The 24,277-nt window shown below is 70.2% G+C and carries 23 protein-coding genes; 3 read left to right on the forward strand and 20 right to left on the reverse strand.

From position 1 onward, the window contains the following. Positions 1 to 427: 427 nt before the first annotated feature. The 12 genes from AB4Y75_RS12115 to AB4Y75_RS12170 all read right to left on the reverse strand — a co-directional run bounded on the left by AB4Y75_RS12115 (position 428) and on the right by AB4Y75_RS12170 (position 11,750). A complete protein-coding gene (locus AB4Y75_RS12115; protein ID WP_441436135.1) occupies positions 428 to 1,912 on the reverse strand; it encodes an aldehyde dehydrogenase (NADP(+)) in 1,485 nt (494 codons plus the stop codon). Positions 1,913 to 1,936: 24 nt separating this feature from the next. Further along, entirely contained in the window at positions 1,937 to 3,373 is a 1,437-nt protein-coding gene (locus AB4Y75_RS12120) for an FAD-dependent oxidoreductase (RefSeq protein WP_441436136.1), read from the reverse strand. Next, positions 3,370 to 3,666 carry a (2Fe-2S)-binding protein gene (locus AB4Y75_RS12125; RefSeq protein WP_441436137.1) on the reverse strand — a complete coding sequence of 99 codons (297 nt, stop codon included), beginning with the start codon at positions 3,664 to 3,666 and terminating at the stop codon, positions 3,370 to 3,372. Before AB4Y75_RS12125 ends, AB4Y75_RS12120 begins: the two co-directional genes overlap by 4 nt. Then, on the reverse strand, positions 3,663 to 4,835 hold the full coding sequence (locus tag AB4Y75_RS12130; RefSeq protein ID WP_441436138.1) for an NAD(P)/FAD-dependent oxidoreductase: 1,173 nt from the start codon (positions 4,833 to 4,835) through the stop codon (positions 3,663 to 3,665). Before AB4Y75_RS12130 ends, AB4Y75_RS12125 begins: the two co-directional genes overlap by 4 nt. 15 nt (positions 4,836 to 4,850) lie before the next feature. Then, positions 4,851 to 5,603 carry a GntR family transcriptional regulator gene (locus tag AB4Y75_RS12135; RefSeq protein ID WP_441436139.1) on the reverse strand — a complete coding sequence of 251 codons (753 nt, stop codon included), beginning with the start codon at positions 5,601 to 5,603 and terminating at the stop codon, positions 4,851 to 4,853. Further along, positions 5,600 to 6,544: an ornithine cyclodeaminase family protein gene (locus AB4Y75_RS12140; RefSeq protein ID WP_441436140.1), complete on the reverse strand. Its 945-nt coding sequence runs from the start codon at positions 6,542 to 6,544 to the stop codon at positions 5,600 to 5,602. The genes AB4Y75_RS12135 and AB4Y75_RS12140 overlap by 4 nt, the downstream gene beginning before the upstream one ends. Beyond that, a complete protein-coding gene (locus AB4Y75_RS12145; RefSeq protein ID WP_441436141.1) occupies positions 6,541 to 7,542 on the reverse strand; it encodes a proline racemase family protein in 1,002 nt (333 codons plus the stop codon). The genes AB4Y75_RS12140 and AB4Y75_RS12145 overlap by 4 nt, the downstream gene beginning before the upstream one ends. Positions 7,543 to 7,702: 160 nt before the next feature. Then, the gene (locus AB4Y75_RS12150; RefSeq protein ID WP_441436142.1) at positions 7,703 to 8,608 is read right to left on the reverse strand and encodes a dihydrodipicolinate synthase family protein; all 906 of its coding nucleotides are present in this window, start codon (positions 8,606 to 8,608) and stop codon (positions 7,703 to 7,705) included. A gap of 140 nt (positions 8,609 to 8,748) precedes the next feature. After that, a complete protein-coding gene (locus AB4Y75_RS12155) occupies positions 8,749 to 9,624 on the reverse strand; it encodes a substrate-binding periplasmic protein (protein ID WP_441436143.1) in 876 nt (291 codons plus the stop codon). Between the two features lie 44 nt (positions 9,625 to 9,668). Beyond that, positions 9,669 to 10,322, reverse strand: coding sequence for an amino acid ABC transporter permease (locus AB4Y75_RS12160; protein WP_441436144.1), 654 nt, complete (start codon positions 10,320 to 10,322; stop codon positions 9,669 to 9,671). Further along, a complete protein-coding gene (locus AB4Y75_RS12165; RefSeq protein ID WP_441436145.1) occupies positions 10,319 to 10,963 on the reverse strand; it encodes an amino acid ABC transporter permease in 645 nt (214 codons plus the stop codon). Before AB4Y75_RS12165 ends, AB4Y75_RS12160 begins: the two co-directional genes overlap by 4 nt. A 1-nt stretch (position 10,964) precedes the next feature. Further along, the gene (locus AB4Y75_RS12170; protein WP_441436146.1) at positions 10,965 to 11,750 is read right to left on the reverse strand and encodes an amino acid ABC transporter ATP-binding protein; all 786 of its coding nucleotides are present in this window, start codon (positions 11,748 to 11,750) and stop codon (positions 10,965 to 10,967) included. 256 nt (positions 11,751 to 12,006) lie between these two features. Between AB4Y75_RS12170 and AB4Y75_RS12175 the strand changes: the two genes are divergently transcribed. Further along, positions 12,007 to 12,474 carry a hypothetical protein gene (locus AB4Y75_RS12175; protein ID WP_441436147.1) on the forward strand — a complete coding sequence of 156 codons (468 nt, stop codon included), beginning with the start codon at positions 12,007 to 12,009 and terminating at the stop codon, positions 12,472 to 12,474. Between the two features lie 87 nt (positions 12,475 to 12,561). On the opposite strand, the gene AB4Y75_RS12180 is transcribed toward AB4Y75_RS12175, so the two are convergent. Continuing rightward, on the reverse strand, positions 12,562 to 13,104 hold the full coding sequence (locus AB4Y75_RS12180) for a DinB family protein (RefSeq protein WP_441436148.1): 543 nt from the start codon (positions 13,102 to 13,104) through the stop codon (positions 12,562 to 12,564). 91 nt (positions 13,105 to 13,195) lie between these two features. Between AB4Y75_RS12180 and AB4Y75_RS12185 the strand changes: the two genes are divergently transcribed. Next, positions 13,196 to 14,176: a helix-turn-helix transcriptional regulator gene (locus tag AB4Y75_RS12185; protein WP_441436149.1), complete on the forward strand. Its 981-nt coding sequence runs from the start codon at positions 13,196 to 13,198 to the stop codon at positions 14,174 to 14,176. Positions 14,177 to 14,209: 33 nt separating this feature from the next. Here the strand turns inward: AB4Y75_RS12185 and AB4Y75_RS12190 are convergent, their stop codons facing one another. The 7 genes from AB4Y75_RS12190 to AB4Y75_RS12220 are packed head-to-tail and all read right to left on the reverse strand — an operon-like array spanning position 14,210 to position 21,975. Beyond that, positions 14,210 to 15,616, reverse strand: a complete 1,407-nt coding sequence (locus AB4Y75_RS12190; RefSeq protein WP_441436150.1) for an NtaA/DmoA family FMN-dependent monooxygenase — start codon at positions 15,614 to 15,616, stop codon at positions 14,210 to 14,212. Further along, positions 15,613 to 16,770: an LLM class flavin-dependent oxidoreductase gene (locus AB4Y75_RS12195; protein WP_441436151.1), complete on the reverse strand. Its 1,158-nt coding sequence runs from the start codon at positions 16,768 to 16,770 to the stop codon at positions 15,613 to 15,615. Before AB4Y75_RS12195 ends, AB4Y75_RS12190 begins: the two co-directional genes overlap by 4 nt. Then, a complete protein-coding gene (locus AB4Y75_RS12200) occupies positions 16,767 to 17,687 on the reverse strand; it encodes a DUF1684 domain-containing protein (RefSeq protein WP_441436152.1) in 921 nt (306 codons plus the stop codon). The genes AB4Y75_RS12195 and AB4Y75_RS12200 overlap by 4 nt, the downstream gene beginning before the upstream one ends. Then, entirely contained in the window at positions 17,671 to 18,831 is a 1,161-nt protein-coding gene (locus tag AB4Y75_RS12205) for an LLM class flavin-dependent oxidoreductase (RefSeq protein ID WP_441436153.1), read from the reverse strand. Before AB4Y75_RS12205 ends, AB4Y75_RS12200 begins: the two co-directional genes overlap by 17 nt. Further along, positions 18,828 to 19,940 carry an ABC transporter substrate-binding protein gene (locus tag AB4Y75_RS12210; protein ID WP_441436154.1) on the reverse strand — a complete coding sequence of 371 codons (1,113 nt, stop codon included), beginning with the start codon at positions 19,938 to 19,940 and terminating at the stop codon, positions 18,828 to 18,830. Before AB4Y75_RS12210 ends, AB4Y75_RS12205 begins: the two co-directional genes overlap by 4 nt. Positions 19,941 to 19,948: 8 nt before the next feature. Continuing rightward, complete coding sequence (locus AB4Y75_RS12215; RefSeq protein WP_441436155.1) at positions 19,949 to 20,794, reverse strand: amino acid ABC transporter ATP-binding protein; 846 nt, start codon at positions 20,792 to 20,794, stop codon at positions 19,949 to 19,951. Further along, positions 20,791 to 21,975: an amino acid ABC transporter permease gene (locus AB4Y75_RS12220; RefSeq protein WP_441436156.1), complete on the reverse strand. Its 1,185-nt coding sequence runs from the start codon at positions 21,973 to 21,975 to the stop codon at positions 20,791 to 20,793. Before AB4Y75_RS12220 ends, AB4Y75_RS12215 begins: the two co-directional genes overlap by 4 nt. Positions 21,976 to 22,261: 286 nt before the next feature. On the opposite strand from AB4Y75_RS12220, the gene AB4Y75_RS12225 reads away from it, so the two are divergent. Next, complete coding sequence (locus tag AB4Y75_RS12225) at positions 22,262 to 24,235, forward strand: FAD/NAD(P)-binding protein (protein ID WP_441436157.1); 1,974 nt, start codon at positions 22,262 to 22,264, stop codon at positions 24,233 to 24,235. The last annotated feature ends 42 nt before the right edge of the window (positions 24,236 to 24,277 follow it).

The following is a 24,277-nucleotide window of genomic DNA, read 5'->3' on the forward strand; positions in this document are numbered from 1 at the left end:
TGCAGATGAGCGAAGCAGACAAGGCTGGAGCCTTCGGCCATCCCAGACTGGGGCAACCACCAGAATCCACTCAGGCCCTTGATGAGCGGTCTGTTGCACACCTCAACCCCGGAGGTATCCCGGACCAGTGATACGCGCTGAGCCGGGATACCCGTCAGACCAAACGGCCTCATCTACCGGGGTTGGCTCCGAAATTCCTTCGGGGCCGGTGTCATCATCCGGCACTTTGGCACGCAATGTCAAATGTCCTACAGCTACGGGCTAAATTGACCATTTTCGCTGGTCAACGCTGGTTTTCTGGACCTTGCGTCATCGCGCTCGCCCGGCCCCCTTCACTCGCCAGCCTGGACTCCAGCTCGGGAACGCCGACGGCCGGCACCCTCCCGGGTGCCGGCCGTTCTGCCGGGTCGCGGCGCGGGGACGGCGTTCAGCCCTGCGCCCGCCGTCCGTCGATCAGCTGCGGCACGTCCAGCGGGTTCGCATCCCGCAGCGCCTCCGGCAGCAGGTGCTGCGGGAAGCCCTGGTAGGCCACCGGCCGCAGGAAGCGCTCGATCGCCGCCGTGCCCACGGACGTGCTCGAGGACGCCGTCGTGGCCGGGTACGGTCCGCCGTGCTGCTGCGCATAGGTCACCGACACTCCGGTCGACCAGCCGTTCCACAGCACCCGGCCGGCCTTGCGCGCCAGCACCTCCACCAGATCCGCCACCTCGCAGGACTCCGTGCCCTGAATCGTCGCGGTCAGCTGCCCTTCGAAGCTCTCCGCGAGCGCCACCAGCTGCGCCTCGTCCGTGTAGGTCACGACGACGGCGGTCGGCCCGAAGCACTCGGCCTGCAGCGCGTGCGGATCGGCCAGCATGTCCTCCGCCGTGGTCAGCAGCAGCGTGGGTGACGGCGGATCGGCCAGCGGATCCGGCCCCTGCACGAGGATGCTCAGCTTCGGATGGCCCTCCAGCCCCTGGAGCACCTCCGTGTACCCGGACTGGATCCGGTCGTTGAGCAGGGGCGCGGCCCCCGGCAGGACGGCGGCCCGGAGCTGATCCACCAGACCCGAACCCGTCGGAACGAACAGTGTCCCCGGTTTGGTGCAGAACTGTCCGCTGCCCAGGGTGAACGAGCCGATGAATCCCTCCACGATGCCCTCACCGCGCTCCGCGGCGGCGGCCTCCGTGACGAACACCGGGTTGTTGCTGCCCAGCTCCCCGTAGAACGGGATGGGCGTGGGCCGGGAGGAGGCGATGTCGAACAGCGCGCGGCCGCCCGGGATGGATCCGGTGAATGCTCCGGCCGAGATCCGGAGGTCCTTCAGCGCCGTGGCGCCCGCTTCCGTGCCGAACAGCAGTCCGAACACCCCCTCCGGAGCGCCCGCGGACGCGAGCGAGGACGCCACGACGTTGGCCGTCAGCCGGGACAGCTCCGGGTGGCCGGAGTGCGCCTTGACCAGCACCGGGCAACCGGCGGCGAGCGCGGACGCGGTGTCGCCCCCGGCCACGGAGAACGCGAAGGGGAAGTTGCTGGCGGCGAACACCAGCACCGGGCCCAGGGCCTGCTTCACCCGGCGCAGATCGGGGCGGGGCGCGCCCATGGGCCATTCCGGATCGGCGTGGTCGATCCGCGCGTCCAGGTAGCCGCCGTCGCGCAGTTCCTGGGCGAAGAGCCGCAGCTGGAAGGTGGTGCGCTTCAGCTCGCCGGTCAGGCGGGCCTCGGCGAGCCGGGTCTCGGCCTGGGCCACGGGGATCAGCTCCCCGGCGGCCGCGTCGAGTCCGTCGGCCACGGCCTCCAGCAGGCGAGCACGGTCGGCGGGCCGGAGGGCGGCCAGCGGCGCCGCGGCGGCGTGGACACCGGCCAGGAGACGCTCGAGTTCATCCTCGGTGGTGGCGTCGGTGGTCGTGATCGGGGCGTGGGAGACGCTCATGGGGAGTCCTTTCGGTGGGGACGTTCAGTCGGTGGGGGCGTCGAGCGCGGCGAGTTCGGAGATCGGCACCGGAACGGCCAGGGGCCGTTTCGCCGCCGAGGCGAGCGATGACCGGGTGGCGGGCTCGCCGGGTCCGGCGCCCAGGCAGGAGGCCGCGAAACCGCACACCCTCCCCTGGCACCAGCCCATCCCCACCCGGGCGAAGGACTTGAGACTGCGGGAGTCCTCGGCGCCGAGCGCGTCCCGCGCCTCGGCCACCGCGGACACCGGAACCTCCTCGCAGCGGCACACCAGGGTCTCCGGCGTGAGCCAGTCCTGCCAGGCCTGCGGCACCGGATGCGCCCGGTGCATGGCCTGGGCGAAGCGACGGTGCCGGTCGCGACGGACGGCTTCCTTCGCGGGCAGGACGACGGCGGACGGGTCGGCCGCGGCGGTCCCGGCGGCCCGGCCTTCGAGCACGGCGAGCACCGCGCCCCCGACGCCGGTCACCTCTCCGGCCAGGAACAGGCCCGGCACGGAGGACTCCTGCCGCTCATCCACCACCGCCACGAGGGAACCATCGGCGTCCAGACGGGTCGCGGCTCCCAGGGCCAGCGGCAGTTCCATCTGCGGAGTGAAGCCCCAGCCGAAGCCGACCACGTCCACGTCCTCCCAGCGACCGCCGGTGCCCGGGACGGCACGGCCGTCGGCGTCGGCCTTCGCCCAGCTCACCGCCCGCACGCGGTCCTCACCCTCGACCGCGGTGACGATGCTGCGGGTCTTGTACGGGATGCGGTGCCGGGCGAACACGCCCGCATACTCGGCGCCTTCCAGCGCCTTGCCGGGCACGGACGCCGCGGCTTTCCAGTGCGGGAGCCAATTCGACAGGGACGAGGATTCGAGCACGGCGAGCACCTCTCCCCCGGCCTCTGCGATGTTCGCGGCCACAGGCAGCAGGAACGGCCCCGTCCCGGCCACGACGAACCGCTTGCCCGGGAGCACCCCGTTGGCCTTGACGAACGCCTGGATGCCACCGGCCGCCATGACACCGGGCAGCTCCCAGCCGAGCACGGGAAGCTGCCGGTCATAGCCGCCCGGGCAGAGCACCAGGCGCGCGGCATGCACGGTCGGACCGGCTCCCTCGCCGTCCACCACGGTGCGGGTGGTACGCAGGGTGAAACCGGCGTCGTGGTTCTTCGACGCCATCCAGACCTGCAAACCGGGCAGGTGGTGCACCCGCCCCGCGGCGATCCCGGCGCGGAAGCGGCGGCGCAGGTCCAGGAACACGTCCCAGTCATGATGGCCGCGCCCGTCCGGATCCGCGTCGCGCACTTCGGGGCGGTGGCGCCAGAACTGCCCGCCCGGCTGGTTCCCGGCGTCGACGACGGCGACCACGGCGCCCGCTTCCGCTGCGGCGACGGCGGCGGCCAGGCCGGCCGGGCCCGCGCCGACCACAGCCACATCCGCGGTGAGGCCGCTCATCGGGCCTCCTCCGGGGATTCCTCGGCGTCCGCGGCGAGCGTGCCCCGGACCTCCATGCCGTCACGCAGCTCCACCAGGCACGCCCGCTGGTTGCTCACGCCGTCCACGGTCACGAGGCAGTCGAAGCAGACGCCGATCCCACAGAACAGGCCGCGCGGACGGCCCTCCTTCCGGGTCCCGCGCCAGGCGGTCACGCCGTTGGTGACGAGGGCGGCGCCGACGGTCTGGCCAGGGCCGGCGGTGAGGTCCCGGCCGTCGAAGGTGAAGCGGACCGGATCATCCAGGGTGCTCATCGGGTGGCCTCCCACGGGGTCGGGGCGTCGGCGCCGAACCGCGCCGGGGCGAAGGGGGTGAGGTCGAGGTCGGGGGTCCGCCCGGTGAGCGCCTGGGACAGCAGCTTGCCGGTCCCCACGGACAGGCCGATCCCGGCGCCCTCATGGCCGGCGGCGTGCCAGAGACCCGGGGCGCGGTCGTCGTGCCCGATCACCGGAAGGTGGTCCGGGCAGTAGGGCCGGAAGCCGTGATAGTGCCGGATGGCCCGCACCTCTGCCAGGAACGGGAACAGGCCCATGGCGTTCTGCGCCAGGCGGCGCAGGGCTTCCGTGCTGACGGTCCGGTCGAAGCCGACGCGTTCGCGGGTGGAGCCGATCAGGATGGTGCCGCCGGGCGTCCCCTCGACCACCGGGGAGGCCTGCAGTCCGGCATCGGAGCTGCCGACATTGTCGATGTACTCGGCGGCGTAGACCTTGTGATGGACCATGGGCGGGAGCGGCTCGGTGACCATGACGAAGCCACGGCGCGGCATGACGGGGACGTTCACGCCCGCGAGCGCGGCGATCTCCCCCGCCCAGGTGCCGGTGCAGTTGACCACGTTCCCGGCGGCGAATTCGCCCTTCGACGTGCGGACGCCGGTGACCCGGTCGCCGTCGCGCAGGATGCCGGTGACGGTGACGCCCGCGTGGAACACGGCCCCGGACTCCGTGGCGAGCCGCACCAGATGGGCGGCCACCAGCATCGGCTGGACCTGCGAGTCCTCCGGGTAGTAGGCGCCGCCCAGGGCGTCAGGGGTGATGTGCGGTTCCGCGCGGCGCAGGGCGGCGGGGTCCAGCTCTTCGACCACGACGCCGAAACTCCGCTGCACCTTCATCACCCGGTGCAGCGACTCCAGGCTGCTGGGCCGGGAGGCGACGATGATGCCGCCCTTGGCCTCGAACTCCCAGAGATGACGGTGTTCGGCGAGTTCGCCCTTCCAGACCGAGAGGGAGTACCGGGTCAGCTCCAGTTCCGGGCCGAGTTCCTTGTCCGAGACCAGGATGTTGCCCTCACAGGCCGACGACGTCCCGCCGGCGGGAAGACCCTGGTCCACGATCGTCACGGACAGTCCGGCCTTCGCCGCGAAGTAGGCGGTGGCGGCGCCGATCACTCCCGCGCCGATCACCAGGACATCGCTGGCCCTGCTCATGTGTGCTCCTTGAATCTAGGGTGCCGGTGGCCGGCTGGTGTCGCTTCTGCTGGATTCGTGCTGCCCGGATTCCTGCTGCCCCGTGGCCCAGAGGCCGCGGGTATGCCCGAGGTGGCGCCGCATGAGCGCCTCCGCGCCGTCCGCGTCGCCGGCCTGGATGAGGTCGAGGAGCTCGTGGTGCTCCTGGGCGGAACTGGACAGCTGGTGGTTGTCACTGAGGGTCCGCAGCCCGTACATGCGGGTCCGCATGCGCAGCCGGGTGGCGAGGTCCTCCAGCTGGCTGTTGCCGTAGAAGCTCAGCAGCTCGCTGTGGAAGGTGCGGTCGTTGACCAGGTACGCCGTCAGATCGCCCTCCTCGGCCGCGCTGACGATGGCGGCGGCCAGCTTCCGCAGGCGCGGGAACGCACTCTCCGGGATCCGCCCGGGCAGCTTCCCGACCGTCGGCGCCTCGATCATGAGACGGATCTCGGTGATCTCGTCCAGCTCCTCGTCGCTCACGCCGAGCACCCTGAAGCCCTTGTTCTTGACGGTCTCCACGAGACCCTCCCGGGCCAGGTCCATCATGGCTTCGCGGACCGGAGTGGCGGACACCCCGAACACGGCCCCCAGCGCGGGCGCGGAGTACAGGGTCCCCTCCTCCAGGCTGCCGGCGATGATGGCTGCGCGCAGGGACTCGGTCACGCTCTCCCGCAGACTCGGCTTCGGAACGATCGGTGCGAGGGGAAGATCAGACACGGGGTTCACGGCTGTCACTCCTGGGGTGCTCATGGGATGGTCCCCCCTTCATACACCATCGAGGCGGTGATCAGGTCCTCCCAGGCCATGCCCACACCCGCGTAAAGACAGGGTTTTCCGGGGGTGCGTTCGATCCCGTCCACCACCAGGTCCCGCAGATTCGCCGGCCGGATCTCCAGCCACTCCTCGGCACTGCGGGCCGGGATCAGGTCCCCGGCCTCACGGAGCGCCGACGCGCGTCCTTCCACCACCACGTCGCTGCGGCGCACGAGGGCCGCATCGACTTCGCGGGCGTCCAGACCATGCTGCCCGACGGCGGCCACCACGGCATCCGGGGCGACGGCGGCGCCGTCGAAGAGCGGCGTCGTCGACGTCGTGGCGCAGATGATCACGTCGGCCGAGCCGACGTCGGCGGCGGACGCCCGCTCCACGCCGACGCCCTCGGCGGCCAGGGTCTCCTGGAGCGCGCGGACGCGGTCCGCGCTGCGGCCCACGACACTCAGCCGGGCCCCCGGGATCAGGGCGTGGGCCGCGCGGAGGTGATTGAGTGCCTGGACGCCCGCGCCGAACACGAGCACCCGAGGGCTCGCAGGGGCGCCCCCGGGAGTGGCGGCCAGGATGCGGGTGACCGCCAGGAGAGTGACGGCGGGTGTCCGGATGGCCGTCAGCTCGGTCCCGTCCATCAGCGCCACGGGGGCCAGGGTGTCCGAGCTGTACAGGACGTAGACGCCCTGGATCTTCTCCAGGCCCCGCGCCGGGTTGCCCGGGGCCACGGTGAGCGCCTTGACGCCGCTGTACCGGGTTCCGGAGGCGGGCATGAGGAGGAACTCGCCTCCCGGCGCCGGGCTGAAGATCCGAGGGCCGTCCAGTTCGGGATCCACCCCGTCCCGCAGGGCCGCGGCCAGGCCGTCCACCGCGGCACGCCAGGGCGCGCGGTCGCGGACCTGCGCGGCGTCGAAGTACGGCACGCTCATAGCAGGAAGCCTGCCGGGAAGGGATCACTCGGATCCAGGAAGTACTGCGCGGTTCCGGTGATCCAGGCACGGCCCGTCACGGTGGGGACCACTGCGGGACGGCCGGCCACCTCGGTCTCCTCCACCAGGCGCCCGACGAACTGGGAGCCGATGTAGGACTCGTTGATGAAGTCCGTGTTCAGGGCGAGTTCGCCGCGGGCGTGCAGCTGCGCCATCCGAGCGCTGGTGCCGGTGCCGCAGGGCGAGCGATCGAACCAGCCGGGGTGGATGGCCATGGCGTGGCGGGAGTGCTCCGCGGTGGACCCGGGGGCCTGAAGGTACACGTGGTGGCAGGCGCGGATGTCCGGGCGTTCCGGGTGCACCGGCTCGTCCGTGGCGTTGATGGCGTCCATGATCGCGAGGCCGGCCTTGAGCAGATCGTCCTTGCGCTCCCGTTCGAACGGCAGCCCCAGATCCTCCAGCTTCACGACGGCGTAGAAGTTGCCGCCGAACGCCAGGTCATACGGCACGGCGCCGTAGCCCGGGACGTCGACGGTGGCGTCGAGCCGGTCCACGAAGGACGGCACATTGCGGATCGTCACCGACTCGGCGTGCCCGTCCTTCACGGCCACCTCCGCGATGACCAGCCCGGCCGGGGTGTCCAGCCGCACCGTGGTCACGGGTTCCACCACCTCGACCATGCCCGTCTCCACGAGCACCGTCGCCACGCCAATCGTCCCGTGACCGCACATGGGCAGCAGCCCCGACACCTCGATGTAGAGGACGCCGAAGTCCGCATCAGGACGGGTGGACGGCTGCAGGATCGCGCCGCTCATCGAGGCGTGACCCCGGGGTTCGTACATGAGGAGCGTGCGGATCCAGTCACTGTTCTCCATGAACCAGAGGCGCTTCTCCGCCATCGTGGCGCCCGGGATGGTCCCGACGCCGCCCGTGATCACCCGGGTGGGCATCCCCTCGGTGTGTGAGTCGACGGCATGAAAGACGCGCTTGGTCCGCATCGTTGCTCCTAGGGTCGGTGGGTGGATTTCGTCGAGGTTTCAGGCGTCCGGGAAGTCGCGCATCGCAGCCGCAGCCGCCCTGAAGGTCGTCCCACGACCGAAGGGCGGCGCAGGCTGTGTCTAAGCGACGTCGGACGCCTGAAACCTCGGGGCCCTGAGTTTATTTGTAACCCTTGGCGAGCACGGCTTCCGTGTCCCGGGTGATCGCGGCGACCGTTTCCGGGGAGAGGGGGCCGCGCGGCGGGCGGGTCACGCCGCCTCGCTGGCCCACGATGTCCTGGGAGAGCTTGATCGCCTGGACGAACTCGGTCTTGCTGTCCCAGCGCATCAGCGGGTGCAGATCGCGGTAGATGTCGCGTGCCCGGGCCAGGTCGTCGCCCTGGTCCGAGATGGCCAGGCGGTAGAGCTCCATGGAGATCTCCGGGATGGCGTTCGGGTACCCGGACACCCAGCCCACGGCGCCGGCGAGGCCGAGCTCCAGGACGGTGTCATCGGCGCCCATGATGATGTCCAGCTCCGGCGCGAGTTCCTTGATCTCGTACGGGCGGCGGACGTCACCGCTGAATTCCTTGACGCCCACGATCAGGCCCTCGCCGTGGAGACGGGCCAGCAGGCGCGGGGTCAGGTCCACCTTGGTGTCGATCGGGTTGTTGTACGCCACGATCGGCAGCCCGGCCTTGGCCACCAGGCGGTAGTGCTCCACCACCTCGTCCTCGTTGGCCCGGTAGGTGTTCGGCGGGAGGGCCAGGACGGACTGCGCGCCGGCCTCGGCCGCCTGCTGGGCCCAGCGCAGGGACTGCAGGCCGCCGTACGCGCCGACGCCGGCCATCACGGTGAAGCCTTCGGGTGCGGCCTCGATGGCCGTGGTGATGACGCGGGCCCGCTCCTCGTCGGAGAGGGTCTGGTACTCGCCCAGCGAGCCGTTCGGCGCCACGCCGTCGCAGCCGCCGGCGGCGAGGAACGCGATGTTCCGGGCGTACGCGTCGTAGTCCACGCTCAGGTCATCGTTGAACGGGAGGGTGGTGGCGACGTGGACTCCGCGCCACGGCTTACGGACTTCGGTCATTTCCGGTTCCTTTCAGGGAGGCGGCTCAGCGCCACGGGGGCAGCCGCGCTGTGAGTCACCTCACAGGATTAATTTACCATGTGACATTGCACAATATTGAAGGGTGGCGCCGGGGCTTCTGCCCCGGCACCCGGGGTGGATCAGCTGGCGGGGACCACGTACTGCGTGTCCGCCACCTTGCCCAGGCCTTCGGTGAGGCCTGCGCCCGTGAGGAGCTTGGTGATGGTGCCGTCTTTGCGCTGCGCCTCGATGCCGTCGCTGAGCGCCTGCTTCAGGCTCGTGTTGCCCTTCGTCAGCGGGAACGCCGCCTCCGGCGAGTGGGTGATGGCGCCGACGCGGGGGTCGGGCTTGTCGTTGGCCAGGGACACCGTGATGCCCTTGGCGTCCTTGAACTGCAGCACCTGCACACCGTAGGCGTCCACGTCGGCGTCCAGTCGGCCGGCGTCGAAGTCGGCCTTCAGCTCCACGCTGGACGGGTACGTGACCAGCTTGTCGCCCAGGATCTTCTTGAGGTCCTCAACCCAGAGGTACCCGTCGATCGTGCCGACCTTGTTCATCTTCTCCAGATCGGCCACCGTCTTGGCGCCGGTCTTCGTGGCGATGCCCATGCCGTCCAGATAGGTGGAGGCGGAGAAGTCCACGGCCTTGAGACGCTTCTCGGTGGCGTCGATCGTGCCGACGGCCAGGTCGATGCTGCCGCCGGAGATCGACTGCACGGCATCGGCGTACGTGGCCTGCTGGTAGACCGGCGTCAGGCACTCGTCCTTGGCGATCTTGTCCACGATGGAGATGTCGATGCCGTTCGGCTTGCCGCTGTTGTAGCTGCTGAACGGCGGGATGTCGATGACGCCGACGGTCAGCTTGCCCGGGGCGACGGTGGTGACGCCCTGGTGCTTCGGAGTGCAGTCGGACGACGCCGTCGTCGTGCCGGAGCTTCCGCAGGCCGTCAGGCCGGCCCCGGCCAGCAGAACGACGGCGGCCAGCACACCGGGGCGCTTGAGCTTCTGGATTTTCATGGGGTTCCTCTCAAAAGGGGGTTTCGGGGATTTCGAATGCCGGGTCAGGCGTGGCGGGACAGACGTTTTTCGAAGTAGACGGTGATCCAGGTGGCCGGCATGGAGATCGCGGCGTAGCAGATGCCGGCCAGGGTGAAGATCTGCAAGTAGTTGAAGTCCTGGCTGCCGATGTTGTAGGCGGACTTCATGAGCTCTGGGACGGCGATGGCGTAGGCCAGCGACGTGCCCTGGAACATCTGAATGGCCACGCCCATCAGGCCCGGGATCGCCGAGCGCATGCCTTGCGGCATGATGACGCGGAAGAAGATGTCACGGGAGGACAGCCCCAGGACCTGGGCCGCCTCGGTCTGCCCCCGGGGCACCGATTGCAGTCCGGCGCGGATGATCTCACTGGAGTATGCCGCGGCGTTCCACACGAGCGCGATGCAGGCCGCCTGGATGCTCTCGAAGGCGATCCCGAACTTCGGCAGGCCGTAGTACACCAGGTAGAGGATGACCAGCGCCGGGGCTCCGCGCCCGATCTCCACGATCGCGAGCCCCAGGGTGCGGATCACCAGGTTCCGGCGCTGCACCATGACGCTCAGGAGCAGGCCGAGCGGGTAGCCGATCACGATCGAGACGGCGGCGATGAAGAGGCTCACGCCGAGCCCGGAGAGCATCTGGGGCATGTAGGACGCCCACTGTTCGAGCCAGTTCATACGAAGATCGCCTTCCTCATGCGGGCGTCGAGACGGCGGGACAGGAATGCCACCGGCAGGCTCAGGACGATGTAGATGATCCCGACGATCACGTACGGGAGGATGCCCTCCACCGTGGGATGCTGCCGGGCGAAGGACTGCGACTGGAACACCATCTCCGCCACGATGATGGTGGAGGCGATGGAGGAGTCCTTCAGCAGCCCCACCAGGTAGGTGGCGATGGACGGGGACACGATCCGGAACGCCTGCGGGATGACGACGCCGAAGAAGGTGGTGGCGCCGGAGAGGCCGAGGGCCTTGGACGCTTCCAGCTGACCGCGCGGCACGGCCTGGATGCCTCCACGGTAGATCTCGGCCAGATAGGCGATCGAGACGACCCCCAGGCCGACGATCGCGGCGTTGACGGGGTCGAACTTGAACGTCCCGACGTGGATGCCGAACTTCAGCAGGAACAGCCAGACGATGATCGGCACGCCGCGGATCAGGTCCACCAGCAGGCGGGCCGCCCAGCGCACCGGAGCCACCGGGGAGGTCAGCGCCAGGGACAGCGGAACGGCTCCGACGATGCCGATGGCGAATGCGGCCAGCGTGAGCCACAGCGTCATGGGCAGGCCCTGGACGACGGCGGTGAGCGCGTCCATCTCAGCGCTCCAGGACGGCGCGGAGGAAGCGCCGGGTGCGCGCCTCCTGCGGGTCGCTCATGATGGCCCGCGGATCACCCTGTTCGATGATCTTGCAGTCGGCCATGACCACCAGCGTGTCCGAGACGTCCCGGGCGAACTGCATCTCGTGGGTCACCACCACCATGGTCATGCCGTCCGCGGCGAGCTCCCGCATGACGGCCAGGACTTCCAGGCCCACCTCGGGGTCCAGGGCGGAGGTCGGTTCGTCGAAGAGCATGATCGACGGGTCCAGCGCCAGGGCCCGCGCGATGGCGATGCGCTGCTGCTGTCCGCCGGAGCAGCGCCCGGGGTGCTGGTGCGCCTTCTCCTTGAGGCCCACGCGCTCCAGGAGCTGCATGGCCCGCTCGTCCGCCTCCTCCTTGCTGCGGCCCAGGACCCGCTGCTGCGGGAAGCTGATGTTCTTCAGGGCCGTCATATGCGGGAAGAGATTGAAGGACTGGAAGACCATCCCCACGGCACTGCGCAGTCGCGCCAGGTCCTTGGCCGCGATGTTCTTCCCGGGTTCGATCGTGTGGCCCGCCACCCGGATGGTGCCGCCGTCCGGCTGTTCCAGCAGGTTGATGCACCGCAGGAAGGTGCTCTTGCCGGCGCCGGAGGGGCCGATCAGGGCCGTGACGGTGCCGGGCTCCACATTCAGGGACACGTCGTCCAGGACCACGTGGTCGCCGTAGTGCTTCCTGATGTTCTCCAGCTGGATGCCGAGCCGCGGCACGCGGTGCTCTTCGGTGGGGGTTGATTTCGCCATGCCTGTCTTCCCTGCCAGGGTCGGGGCTCCGACCTCGTGAGTGTCATGTGATCCACATCACCAACTCTGTACAATGTTACATGTCACGTACCGGAGGTCAAGGGTGTTCCCCCGAGGAGTTTTCAGGCAGGCCCGGCAGTGGGTTGCGGAGCCGCGGTGACGGTCGGCGGCGTGTCCTTCTCACGCTCGGTGCGCCGCCCGGGCGGGAAGCACGGCGCCACTGTCTTTTCAGTGCGGCTGATGATTGACTGGGCCGGTGGCTGACATCCCGCACCATCTCGACATCGCCGGTACGGCGTTCACGCTCATCGACTCCCCCGAGGGGGTGGCGTGCTGGACGGCCATGCTGGAGTCCGCAGACGACGCCGGCCCGCGGGCGGTGAGCGTCCTCATGGAGCCCGCGGCGCAGCCCGGGCAGGACCTCCTGGCGCTCACCGCAGACGTGATCGCCCGCTTCGACGAACTCACTGGGCTTGCCGGGGCCTACCTGCTCGAACAGCTCGCCGAGCCGCGCTTCGGCCTCCGAGACGACGAACTCCTGGCACTGCGCGGCGGCGAACCGCTGTTCGGCGGACCCGAAGCCGTCATCTGGGACGATGGCGGCTGGATGCTCCGGTTCACGGAATCACGGCTGGATCTCGCGGATCCCCATGGCATCGGAGTGCTGTTCGAGGGCATGGCCCCGTCCGCGGTTGAGGACCTGTCCGACGCCGACCAGGCCTAGCCAGCACAACGACGACGGGCGGGGAAGCGGAGCGCCTGCGCCCCGCTTCCCCGCCCGTCGTCGTCCCCGCATGCAGGGGCGAGGCGTTCAGCCCATGGTCTTCTGACCGTCCAGGGCCTCCCGGATGATGTCCGCGTGCCCGGCGTGCTGGGTGGTCTCGGCGATGATGTGGATCAGCGTCCGCCGCACCGACCAGGACCGGGCCTCGCCCCACGGCGTCCCGGGAAGCTCATACGACACCCCGAGGTCCTCCAGCTCCTCGACCACGCGCTCGGTCTCCTCCGCAGCGGCCCGGTAGTCCTCCAGGGCGCCGGCCAGCGTCTCACCCTCCGTGAGCCGGAATCCGTCGGCGTACCGGGCGAAATCCTCCTCGGTCAGGTTGGAGAAGTCAGTCTTCGCAGCCGCCGACTCCGGGCCGTTCACGATGAAGTCGACCCAGTGCCGCTCCACCGAGGTGACGTGCTTGATCAGGCCACCGAGCGTCAGCTCGCTCACGGTGGTGCGCTTCCTGGCGTCCTCTTCGCTCACCCCGCGGCAGGTGTAGCCGAGGAACTCGCGCGCCTGGGCCAGGGCGCCCAGCAGATCGGCCTTCTCGCCCGTGCCTACGGCGTTGATCATCCGTGCAGTCATGACATCTCCTTGGTCGTTCCGGTCTTGATGTCTTCCACGCTACGCACCATTGGTGTCACTTTCCGTCCTCAATTCGGAGCAGAATGAGAACATGGCGAACACGAGTTCACGAACCCTCCGGTTGCTCTCCCTGTTGCAGGCCAGACGGTACTGGCCGGGCGCCGAGCTGGCCGGGCGGCTGGAGGTGTCCGTGCGCACGCTGCGGCGCGACGTCGACCGCCTGCGGGACCTCGGATACCCCGTGGAAGCCGCGCGCGGGGTCGACGGCGGTTACCAGCTCGCGTCCGGCGCGGCGATGCCGCCGCTGCTCCTGGATGACGAGGAGGCCGTCGCTCTTGCGATCGCCTTGCGATCGGCGGCTCAGGGTGCGGTGAGCGGCGTCGCCGAGGCGTCGGTGCGTGCGCTGGCGAAGCTCGTCCAGGTGATGCCGAAGGGGCTCAGGAGACGGGTCGAAGCGATCGGATCCGCCACGGAGAGCCACTTCTGGGAGCCGGTCGAGGAACAGATCGATCCCGAGGTCCTGATCATCATCGGCCAGGCCTGCCGGGACCAGGAGCGGATCGGCTTCGACTACACGGCGGCCGACGGGCGCGCCAGCACGCGGCACGTCGAACCCCTGCGGATGGTCCGGCTCGGACTGCGGTGGTACCTGGTCTGCTACGACCTGGACCGTGGTGAATGGCGCAGCTTCCGCCTGGACCGGATGGGCAGGCCGGTCCAGGCCGGGGCCCGCTTCGCTCCCCGGACGCTGCCCGCGGACAGCCCGGTCGATTTCGTGCGGGACGGAACCGAAAGAGCGGCGAACACGAACGACGTGATCGCGCTGGTGTCAGCGCCGCAGGGCCATGTGGTGGAGAAGATCGGGCGGTGGTCCACCGTCTCCGAGGTCACTGAGAGCAGCTGCCGGGTGACCGTTCACGCGAAGACACTGGACTGGGCGCTGCTGGCGCTCGGCATGCTCGACGTCGAGTATCGGATCGAGTCGCCGCAGTCCGCGATCGAAGGAGGCCGGGTGTGGGCCGAACGGCTGCTGAGGGCGACCGGAGGCGGCCGCCGTCGTCGTCCCGGATGAGACGACGACGGCACACTCCGGAGGATCAGCGCGTCAGCCGCGCACGGGCAGCGGGAGCCCCAGATGCTCGCGAAGTGTGCTCCCGCGGTACTCCGTGGGGTACACGCCGCGTTCCTGGAGCTCGGGGACCAGGTGGTTCACGATCTCGTCCAGACCGGTCGGGATGAGCCACGGCGAGATGTTGAACCCGTCCACCACGCCGTCCCGCGCGTACACGGCCAGGTGGTCGGCCACCGACTGGTACGAGCCCGTGAACGTCGCATCCCGGCGGGCGGACTGGGCCGTGACGAACTGCCGGATGGACAGCCCCTTGTCCTTGGCCTCGGCCCGCCACTGATCGGCGAGCTGCCGCGCGCGGGCACCGTGGAAGCCGCTGCCGCGCGTCTCGCTGGTCTCCTCCACCACCGGATCGATGTCCGGCAGAGGCCCGTCCGGGTCGTAACCGGACAGGCTCGTGCCCCAGAACTGCTCCAGGAACGCGATCGCCTGCTGGGGCCCGATCTGCAAGGACCGGACCCACGCCTTCTTCTCCAGCGCCTCGGCCTCCGTGGGCGCCAGGATGAACTCGCTCGCGGGGAAGATCTGCAGGGCATTCGGGTGACGTCCGGCCGCGACGGTGCGCTCCACCAGATCCGCCCGGAACGCCCGGGCGTCCTCCAGCTGCGGGTGTGCCGAGAAGATCACGTCCGCCTGCCGCGCCGCGAAGTCCCGCCCCTCCGGAGAGTCGCCCGCCTGGAACAGCACCGGACGGTACTGTTCGCTGCGCGGCAGCCGCGGTACGACGTCCACGGAATAGTGCCGCCCCTCGTGCCGCACCCGGCGGGCGAAAGCACCCGCTCCCCCGTCAGATGCGGACGCCCAGGACTTCGCCGCGCCGTCGCCCGCGATCACGTCGTCCTCCCACGAGTCCCAGATCTCCTTGGCCACCGTCACGAACGCCTCCGCGTGCGTGTACCGGTCGGCGTGATCCAGATATCCCCCGCGCCGGAAGTTCTGTCCCGTCCACGCGTTGTCCGTGGTCACGATGTTCCACGCCGCCCGGCCGCCCGAGATCAGATCCAGCGAGGCGAGGCGGTGCGCCAGGTCCGCAGGGTCGTTGTAGGTGGTGTTCTGCGTGGCCACCAGGCCGATCTTGTCCGTGACGCCGGCCAGTGCCGCCAGCATGGTCTGCGCGTCGGGGCGTCCCGCCACATCCAGCTCGTGGACCCGGCCCAGGTGCTCACGCAGGCGCAGGCCCTCGCCCAGGAAGAACGCCGCGAACAAGCCGCGTTCCGCGGTCTGGGCGATCCGGCGGAAGGACTCGAAATCCGTCTGCGAACCCGCTTCCGGCGTCTTCCACACCGTGCCCGAATTGACGCCCTGGAAGAAGATCCCGAACTGAATCCGCCCGCTCGGCCTGAAGTCCGCCGTCGTGTGCCCCTGCGTGCTGTCGCCGCTCATGCCTGTGCCCCTGTCCCGGCCGCGACGCTCTGCGCGGCCTCCGTCGAATAGCGATTGACCGCGCGCCCCAGCCCCAGCACGGAGCGGAAGGTGCCTCCCGGCGCCGTCGGGCGCAGGAGGTTCCGCGAGCGCAGCAGCGGGAGGGTCAGCGCGGACAGTTCCGGCAGGTCCTCGTCGAGGACGGCCGGGTGCAGGCGGACTCCGTCGGCCAGGGCCAGGAGTTCCTCCAGGAGATCCGCCAGGCCTTCGGCCGTCCCCACGAACCGTGCCCGCCCGCTGTTCCACGGCGTCGCCGCGTCCAGCACGCCCAGACGGTCGGCGGCGCTCAGGCCCCGCGCGTCGAGCACCACGTCCAGTTCGGCGATCACCGCGGGACCGCCCTCCGGCCGGGCGCCGAAGGCCTCCCGCGCCTGAGACAGCTCGGTGCGCAGCCGGTCCAGGGACGACCCACTCACCAGGACGGCGTCCACGTCGAGCGGCGTCAGCGGGCCGTCCGCGGACACCAGACCTGCTGGCGCCACCACCGGCAGCTGCCCCTGCAACGGCCTCGGGATGATGGAGGGACCCTTCACGAAGTAGCCCTCGCCGTCGCCCAGATCGGCCTGGAAGTCGGCGTAGTGCAGCCGGTCGGCGTCGAGATAACGGCCCGAGTCGACGTCCTTGATCACGGCGTCGTCCTCCCATGAATCCCACAGCCGGCGGTTGGCCTCGACGGACGCGCCCGCCTCGGCCCGGCGGCGGTGACCGTCCGCCACGGAACGCCCGACGGCGGCGGCCTCCCGCGCGTCGTCGCTCGCCGCGAGCAGCCAGCCGCCACGGCCCTGGGACACGTAGTCGAGGCTGGCCAGCTGGGTGGCCACGTGGAACGGCTCGGTGTAGACGGTGTCGACCTCGGGCAGGAGCCCGATCGCATGGGTCAGGGGTCCCACGAACGCCGCTCGCTGCAGGGCGTTGAGGCGAGCCTGTGCGTCGGGTCCCTCCGGGAGCGGCCCGTCCACATAGCTCAGGGCGTGGAACCCCGCGGATTCGGCTGCGAGCGCCACGTCCCGGAGCCCTTCGGGTCCCAGGACCGACGCCGGCGCGGTCCGGCCGGCGCGCCAGGCCGCGGGGTGCGACCCGGCGCCGTCCGCTTCGAGGATCAGGAAACCGCTCATGCCGCGGCCTCCGTCTCCGGGGTCCCGGCGGCTGGCGAAGCGTCCGCCGTGGCGCGCTCGCGCGGCAGCTTCTCCCCCGCCTCCACCGCCACCGGCAGGCGGTTCCCCGCGGGCGGAAGGGGGCACGTGGCGAAGTCCGTGTAGGCGCACGGCAGGTTCACCGCGCGGTTGAAGTCCAGGATGGCGGTGCCGTCCTCGGCCGGGGTGACCACGAGCGAGCGGTTGGCCGGATAGGTCGTGTCACCGCTGGTCAGGTCCGTGAAGAGCACGTTGAGGGTGCCGGGGGCGTAGCCGTTGAAAGCGGTCAGCACGTGCTCCTGGCCACCCAGGGTGAACCGCAGGCGGGCCGGAGATTCGTAGACGTGTTCGATCCCCTCCACCACGGCCCCCACCGTGACGGCCCGGGGCGCGTCGAAGTACTCGACCTGCGCCGTCACGGCGAACTCCTCGGAGGCCGGATAGGCCGGCGTGCCCGGATAGCCGGCGCGGAGGGAGTAACCGGGATCGCGAGGCCGGACCACCAGGAAACCTCCCCGGCGGGCCACCTCGATCTGCACGCGGCCGTGGTCCAGGAGCACGGCGTCGCGCTCGGCGATGGGCCCCAGGACCGTGGTGCTGCCGGTGCCGTCCGGGTTCAGCTCGCGGCCGTCCCAGCTGAGACGCTCGACGGCGGAGAGCGTGATGGTCACGGTGTCCTCCACGGCGTTCCAGAGCCCCGGGATGCCGTCGATCCGCTGCGGCGCATCGTCCAGGAAGTGCAGTCCGGTGACCGCCAGGAATCCGTGCGGCGCGGCGCGCTGCTCCTCGTGCCGGGCGTGCCAGGCGTCCCACTCGGCCTGGAAGGCGCTGGGCTCCGGGGTGGTCACCGGGGTCGTGGTGGCCTGGCTGGCCGCGGTGCTGTCAACTGACGAAGGCATGCTGGCTCCTGTGCTGGTGGTTGAGTTGGGTGATGCGAGTGGCCGCGTCGGGTTCGAGCGCTCCCGCGACGGCGGGGCGGCCGCCGTACGGGTCCGCCTCCTCCCACAACGTGGTCGGGGCCACCGCCCGGACCTTCGGGATGACCTCGGTGGCGAAGCGTTCCAGCAGCTCGAGCTGCTGAGCGAACGGCAGGGTGGTGGGCAGCGAGATGGACTGGAGGTCGTGCCCGTAGAGCTCGTGATAGGACAGGATCTTGTCCACCACCTGCTCCGGGCTGCCCACGAGCGCGGGCCCCTCGTCCACGGCGTGGTCGATGTCCCGGTACGGCGAGTTGTTGCCCGGCACGTTCCGGTGCGCCGTGAGCGCCTCGTAGACCGGGCCGAACTGGGCCTTGGCCTCCTGCGTCGTGTCGGCCAGGAAGAGCCCGCCCGCGCCGCTGCCGGAGGCCAGGTACGCGAAGCGCGGATCATGGCCGTGCCGCGCGTACTCTTCGCGGTAGTGGTCGATCAGGACCTTGTAGTTCTCCCGCGGCTGGATGGCGTTCGCGGTGAAGAGCGGGTCGCCGTACTGGGCGGCGAGCGCCGCGCTGGTCAACGACGTCGCCGAGCCGTGCCAGACGCGCGGGGCGCCCGCGAAGGGGCGCGGCGTCGTCGTGGTCGGATCCGTGAGCGCAGGCCGGAAGCGGCCCTCCCAGGTGACGCCCTCCTCCCGCCAGAGCCGGTGCAGCAGCCCGTACTTCTCGGCGAGCAGCTCCCACTGATCGTCCAGGGACAGCCCGAAGAGCGGGTACTGCAGCACCTCGTTGCCCTTGCCGATCACGAGTTCCAGTCGGCCGGCGGAGAGCTGGTCGATCGTGGCGTAGTCCTCGGCCACGCGGACCGGGTCCAGTACCGAGAGGACCGTGACGCCGCTCTGCAGGCGGATCCGGCTGGTGACGGCGGCGATCGCGGCCAGCACCGTGGTGGGCGAGGAGGAGATGAATTCGCCCGCATGCCGCTCCCCCACGGAGAAGGAGTCGAAGCCGAGTTCCTCGGCCCGACGCGCGGTCTCCACCACCTGGCTCAGCCGCTCGGACGGGGAGACGATCTCCCCGGTCAGCGGATTCTTCAGATGCGGAATGATGTCCAGGACCTGGAATTTCATTTCTTCGCTCCCGGGGTGGATCCGTAGTTCTCCGCCGTGATGGTCTCGGAGTCCGGCAGCGCCTCCTCGGAGAGGCCCCACCGTGCGAGGACCTTGGCGTAGCTGCCGTCCTTGATGCTGGAGTTCAGGGCCTCGGTCACGGCGTCCGCCAGGCCGTTGCCGCGTTTGGCCACGGCCGCCACGAGTGTGGTGGCCGGCCAGCCGGCGTTGACCTTGCCCACCACCTTCAGATCGTTCCGGGTGTTCGCGCGGTACACGGCGGACGGATACGGGCCGAGGTTCAGATCGGTGCGGCCGGAGGACAGGGCCAGGATGGTGTCGGCCTCATTGGCGTAGTACTCCAGCTGCGCGGGAGCCTTGCCCTTGGCCTCCAGCTCCTTGTTCCAGGCCAGCAGGATCTTCTCCTGGTTGGTGCCGGATCCCACGGAGATCTTCTTGCCGGAGATGTCGTCCGAGCCCTTGATCTCCAGCGTGGAATCCTTCTTCGCTTCGAACCCCATGTACGCGGCGCGGTAGCTGGAGAAGTCGAAGAGCTTCACGCGTTCGCCGTTGATCCCGACGTTCGAGAACACGGTCTCCACCTCGCCGGACTGGGTCTTCAGCGGCCAGCTCTCCCACGACGTGACCTTCACGTCCAGTTCCAGGCCGAGCTTGTCCGCCACCAGCTGGGCGATGTCCAGCTCGCTGCCGACGGGCGTCTTGTCATCCGTGGCGTGGAAGGACAGCGGGATGGAACCGGCGCTCGTGGCGACCGTCAGCTTCCCGTCCTGGGAAACAGCGGCCGGGACCTTCGCGGCGGCGGCAGCGTCCTTCTGCGTCCGGACCCGGTCCTGCTGCGGCGAGGTGTTGTACGTGACGCCGTTGCGGGCCGCGGTGCTCGGACCGGCGGCGGCGCTGGCTCCCGGATCGGAGCAGGCCGCGAGCACGGGGACGACGACGGCGGCGAGCGCTGCGAGAGCCAGCGCGCGCTTCGTGGCGGGGCGGCGGAGCCCGGCCACCCGGGTGGGGGCGGGCACCCGGGTGCGGGTGCCGGCTGCCGGGGCGCCCGCCGTCGTCGTGGCCCGGGGATGCGGCGGATGGACGGTGTCCTGTGCGGTGCGGTGAAGCATGGTGTTCCTTAGATGTTGAAAGCCGGTTCGATGACTTTGGAGAGGAAGGCCCGGGTGCGTTCCTGCTGGGGGTTGCCGAAGAGCTGCGCGGGCGTGCCGGACTCGACGATGCGGCCCTGGTCCATGAAGACCACGGTGTCCGCGACGTCCCGGGCGAAGCCCATCTCATGGGTGACCACGATCAGCGTGGTGCCGGTCCGGGCCAGGTCCCGGATGACGTCCAGGACCTCGTTGACCAGTTCCGGGTCCAGGGCGGAGGTGGGTTCGTCGAACAGCACCAGTCGGGGTTCGAGGGCCAGCGCGCGGGCGATCGCCACCCGTTGCTGCTGCCCTCCGGAGAGCTGCCTCGGGTAGGCCTGTGCTTTGTCCGCCAGGCCCACCCGGTCCAGGAGCTCCCGCGCTTTCGCGGTGGCAGCCTCCCGGCTGCGGCCCTGCGCCACGATCGGCGCCTCGGTCACGTTCTCCAGCACGGTCAGGTGCGGGAAGAGGTTGAAGTTCTGGAAGACGAAACCGATGCCGGTCCGCTTGGCCAGGATGTCCTTCTCCTTGCGCTCCAGCAGGCGGTTCCCCTTGAGGCGGTACCCGACCGGTTCGCCGTCGATCGCGATGTACCCGGAGTTCAGGGTCTCCAGATGATTGATGGTCCGCAGGAGGGTGGATTTCCCGGAACCGGACGGCCCCACGATCACGGTCACCTCGCCGGGCCGGACCGTGAGATCGACGCCTTTCAGGACTTCGACGTGGCCGAAGCTCTTGTGGGCGTTGACGATGTCCACACGGCCCACCGTCCCCGTGACGGATGCCGCGTTCTCCGTGTCTGGAGCGGCGGCGGGTGCTGTTTCCAGGGTGCTCATGGGAGGTCCTTCCGGGTGATCTCCTGGCCTGCGGCCTGAGGCGCAGCCGGGGAAGCTGTGGTCGGGTTGGGCGCGGCCGAGTGAGCCGGGCGGCGTCCCGGTGCGAGGTTGGCGCGGATCCGCTGCCACGGCGTCGGAGGCAGGTTCCGGACCGAACCGCGGGAGTAGTGCCGTTCGATGTAGTACTGGGCCACGCTCAGCACCGAGGTGATGACCACGTACCAGAGGGTCGCCACGAGGAGCAGCGGTAGGACTTGCTGAGTGCGGTTGTAGATGACCTGGACCGTGTAGAACAGCTCCGAATACGCGAGGACGTACACCACGGAGGTGCCCTTGACCAGGCCGATGATCTCGTTGAAGGCATTGGGCAGGATGGCGCGCATGGCCTGCGGCAGCACGATCCGGGTGTTCCTCCGCCACGCCGGGATGCCCAGGGCCGCGGCCGCCTCCAGCTGACCCGCGTCCACGGAGAGGATGCCGCCACGGATGATCTCGGCGGAGTAGGCGGCCTGGTTGAGGCTCAGGCCCAGCACCGCCGCGGCGAACTGGCTGATCAGGGTGGTGGTGGACGCCTCGAAGAACCGGACGTCCGTGAACGGGATGCCGAGGCTGATCTTCTCGTACAGGTAACCCAGGTTGTACCAGAGCAGCAGCTGGACCAGCAGGGGCGTGGAGCGGAAGATCCAGGAGAACGTCCAGGCCACACCCACCAGAAGGGGCGAGGCGGAGAGCCGCATGAGGGCCAGCACGAAACCCAGCACGAAACCGAGCGTCCCGGCGATCACGGTCAGCTTGAGCGTCTCCAGGAGCCCGTTGACCACGGACTGCGCGGTGAACCACTGGGCCACCACGCCCCACTCCCAGCGCGGATTGGTGGCCAGCGAGTAGGCGATCCCCGCCACGAGGAGTGTGACCAGCGCGGTGCCCACCCAGCGCCACGGATGGCGGGCCGGGACCACGCGGAGGTCGGCGCCGGCCGGAAGGGCCGGAACCGGGCTGTCCGCGGAGCCTCCTCCATCGGTGGTTCCATCCGCCGTCAGCAGGCCGAGGGAGTGACGGTGTTCCGTACCGTCGTCGAAGGTCGCGGGGAGGCCCGTTGCGGGGGCCGCCTTCCGGGATTCGGCGGGCTGGCCGAGCACCCCCTCCGGGGGCCCTGCCGGGGTATTGGTGATGACACTCATGGGACGTCCTCAGAAATCAGTGACAGTGGGATTGGGTGCCAATCTATGGACCGCCGCGGCGCGTGTTCAAGGGGACGATTCACATTCCTGCACCCCCGTTCACGGCACGTCTTCGCAGGTCACGCGGGGCCATATGAGGCGTCGGACGACGCTCCGTGACGAGCCGTGAACGGGGGTGTCGGGGCATGACGGATGGGCTGGATTCGGGCAGGCCGGCGCTCCTAAGGTCAGGTTCCACCAGACCGATCCCGCCGCCGTCGTGCGGCCCGCGTCCCAGGAGAAAGCCATGAGTCACCGCAGGCCCACGCTCGTCATGATCGGGGCCGGTCCGCGCGTCGCCGGAGTCCTGGAACGGCTGGCCGCGAGCGCACCCGAACTCCTCCGGACCCCGGTGGACCTGCACCTCGTGGACCCGCAGGAAGCGGGTTCGGGCCGCGTCTGGCGACACGACCAGCACGCCGGCCTGCTGCTGAACTCGATGGCACAGGACATCACCCTGTTCACCGACGCCACCGTCCATTGCGCCGGACCGCGCGCCGAAGGCCCGGACCTGCTGGCCTGGGCGGGCCTGCTGACCGACGGCGAACTGGACGACGACGGTCACCCCGCCGACCCCGCGCTGGAAGACCCCGCACTGCTCGCCGAAGCCTCGGGTCTCCGCGCCGGGTCGTTCCCCAGCCGCCGTCTCTTCGGGGCCTACGCGCGTTGGTTCCTGCACCGGGCCGGGCTCCGGCTGGCGCCCCGCGCCCGGGTCACCGTGCACCGGGACACCGCGACGGCCGTCCACCACGACGACGCCGGGTACCGCGTGCAGCTGGCGTCCGGCCCGGTGCTGGACGCCGACGTCGTGCTTTACTCCCTGGGGCACAGCGACGCCCGCCCCGACGCCCGGGAGCGCTCCCTGGCCTCGTTCGCGGACCGGCACGGCGGCCTGTATCTGCCGCCCGCCTACACCGCGGACGCCGACTATTCCGGCATCGCCCCAGGTCAGGATGTGCTGGTGTCCGGCATGGGGCTGGCGTTCGTGGATCTGATGGTTCTGCTGTTCGAAGGCCGGGGAGGCCGGTTCACGCCCCGTCCCGAGGGTGGGCTGGACTACCTGCCCTCCGGACGGGAGCCGCGGCTCTGGGCCGGTTCACGGCGTGGCGTGCCGTATCACGCCAAGCCGCAGGTCCCCCTGCGGGGCCCTGCGGCAGGCGGACCCCGCTACCTCACTCAGGAGGCCGTGGGCGCGCTGCTGAACTCCGTGGACGAGATCGGGTTCCGGGAGCACCTCTGGCCTCTCGTGGCCAAGGACGTGGCCCACGCCTACTACGCCGAGCTGTTCGCCGCGTCGCCCGAGCGGGTCGACGGTCCGTGGGACGCCTTCGGGCGGCGGCTGGACACCGTGGAATGGGGTTCGGCCGAGCAACGGCGCCTCCTGGCGGACTTCGTGCCGGACTCCCGCTTCCGCTTGGATTTCGAACAGCTGGACCGGCCTCTCGGAGCGGAGCAGGGTGCAGGGCAGCGCACACTGGCCGACCGTGAGGCCGCAGTGGTCCGGCACATCGAGGAGGATCTCCACGTGCGCGGCGATCCAGCCCACAGCGAGCAGACCGCGCTCTTCATGGGCTTCCTCCAGGCCTATTTCGCGCTGGGAACCCTCGTGCCGGTGGAGCGCCTGAGCGCATCGGCGCTGGCCGAGATCAACGAGTGGTGGCACGGCTTCTTCTCGTTCATCGACTCCGGCCCGCCGCCGCACCGGCTCGAGGAGATGCTGGCGCTGCACCGTGGCGGATTCCTGCGGTTCCTCGGTCCCGGGGCCGAGATCACCCCCGACGAGGCGAGCGGGACCTTCATCGTGTCCCTCCCCGGCACCCTGGACACCGTGCGCGCCTCGGCCTTCGTGGAGGCCCGACTGCCCGAACCGACCGTCGAAGGTTCCCGGAACCCAGCCCTCTGGCAGCTGGGCAGCAGCGGTCTCGGCCGGGAGAAGCAGGTGCTCACCCGGGCCGGCGTCAGCAGCTCCGGCCGCCTGGCCGTAGACGCTCAGCAGAGGATCCTGGGGCCCGACGGCGCGGAGCGGCACCACCTGTTCGCCGTCGGGCCGTGGACCTCGGCGTGGGGATCGGCCGCTTTCGCGCGGCCGCGCACCAACGCCGCCCCGTTCCGCGAGAACGACGCCCTGGCGCGCCGGCTCCTCAAGGCGCTCAACGACGTCGCGGCCGGAGGCCTTTCCGGCGCCGAACCCGAACCCGCGCCGGAACGGCTGCGTGCCTGAACGGCACAGTGGCCCCCTCCCCGGCGCCGTCCGCTGTGTTGC

The organism is Arthrobacter sp. RAF14 (assembly GCF_052114185.1).
Lineage (GTDB): Bacteria > Actinomycetota > Actinomycetes > Actinomycetales > Micrococcaceae > Arthrobacter_E.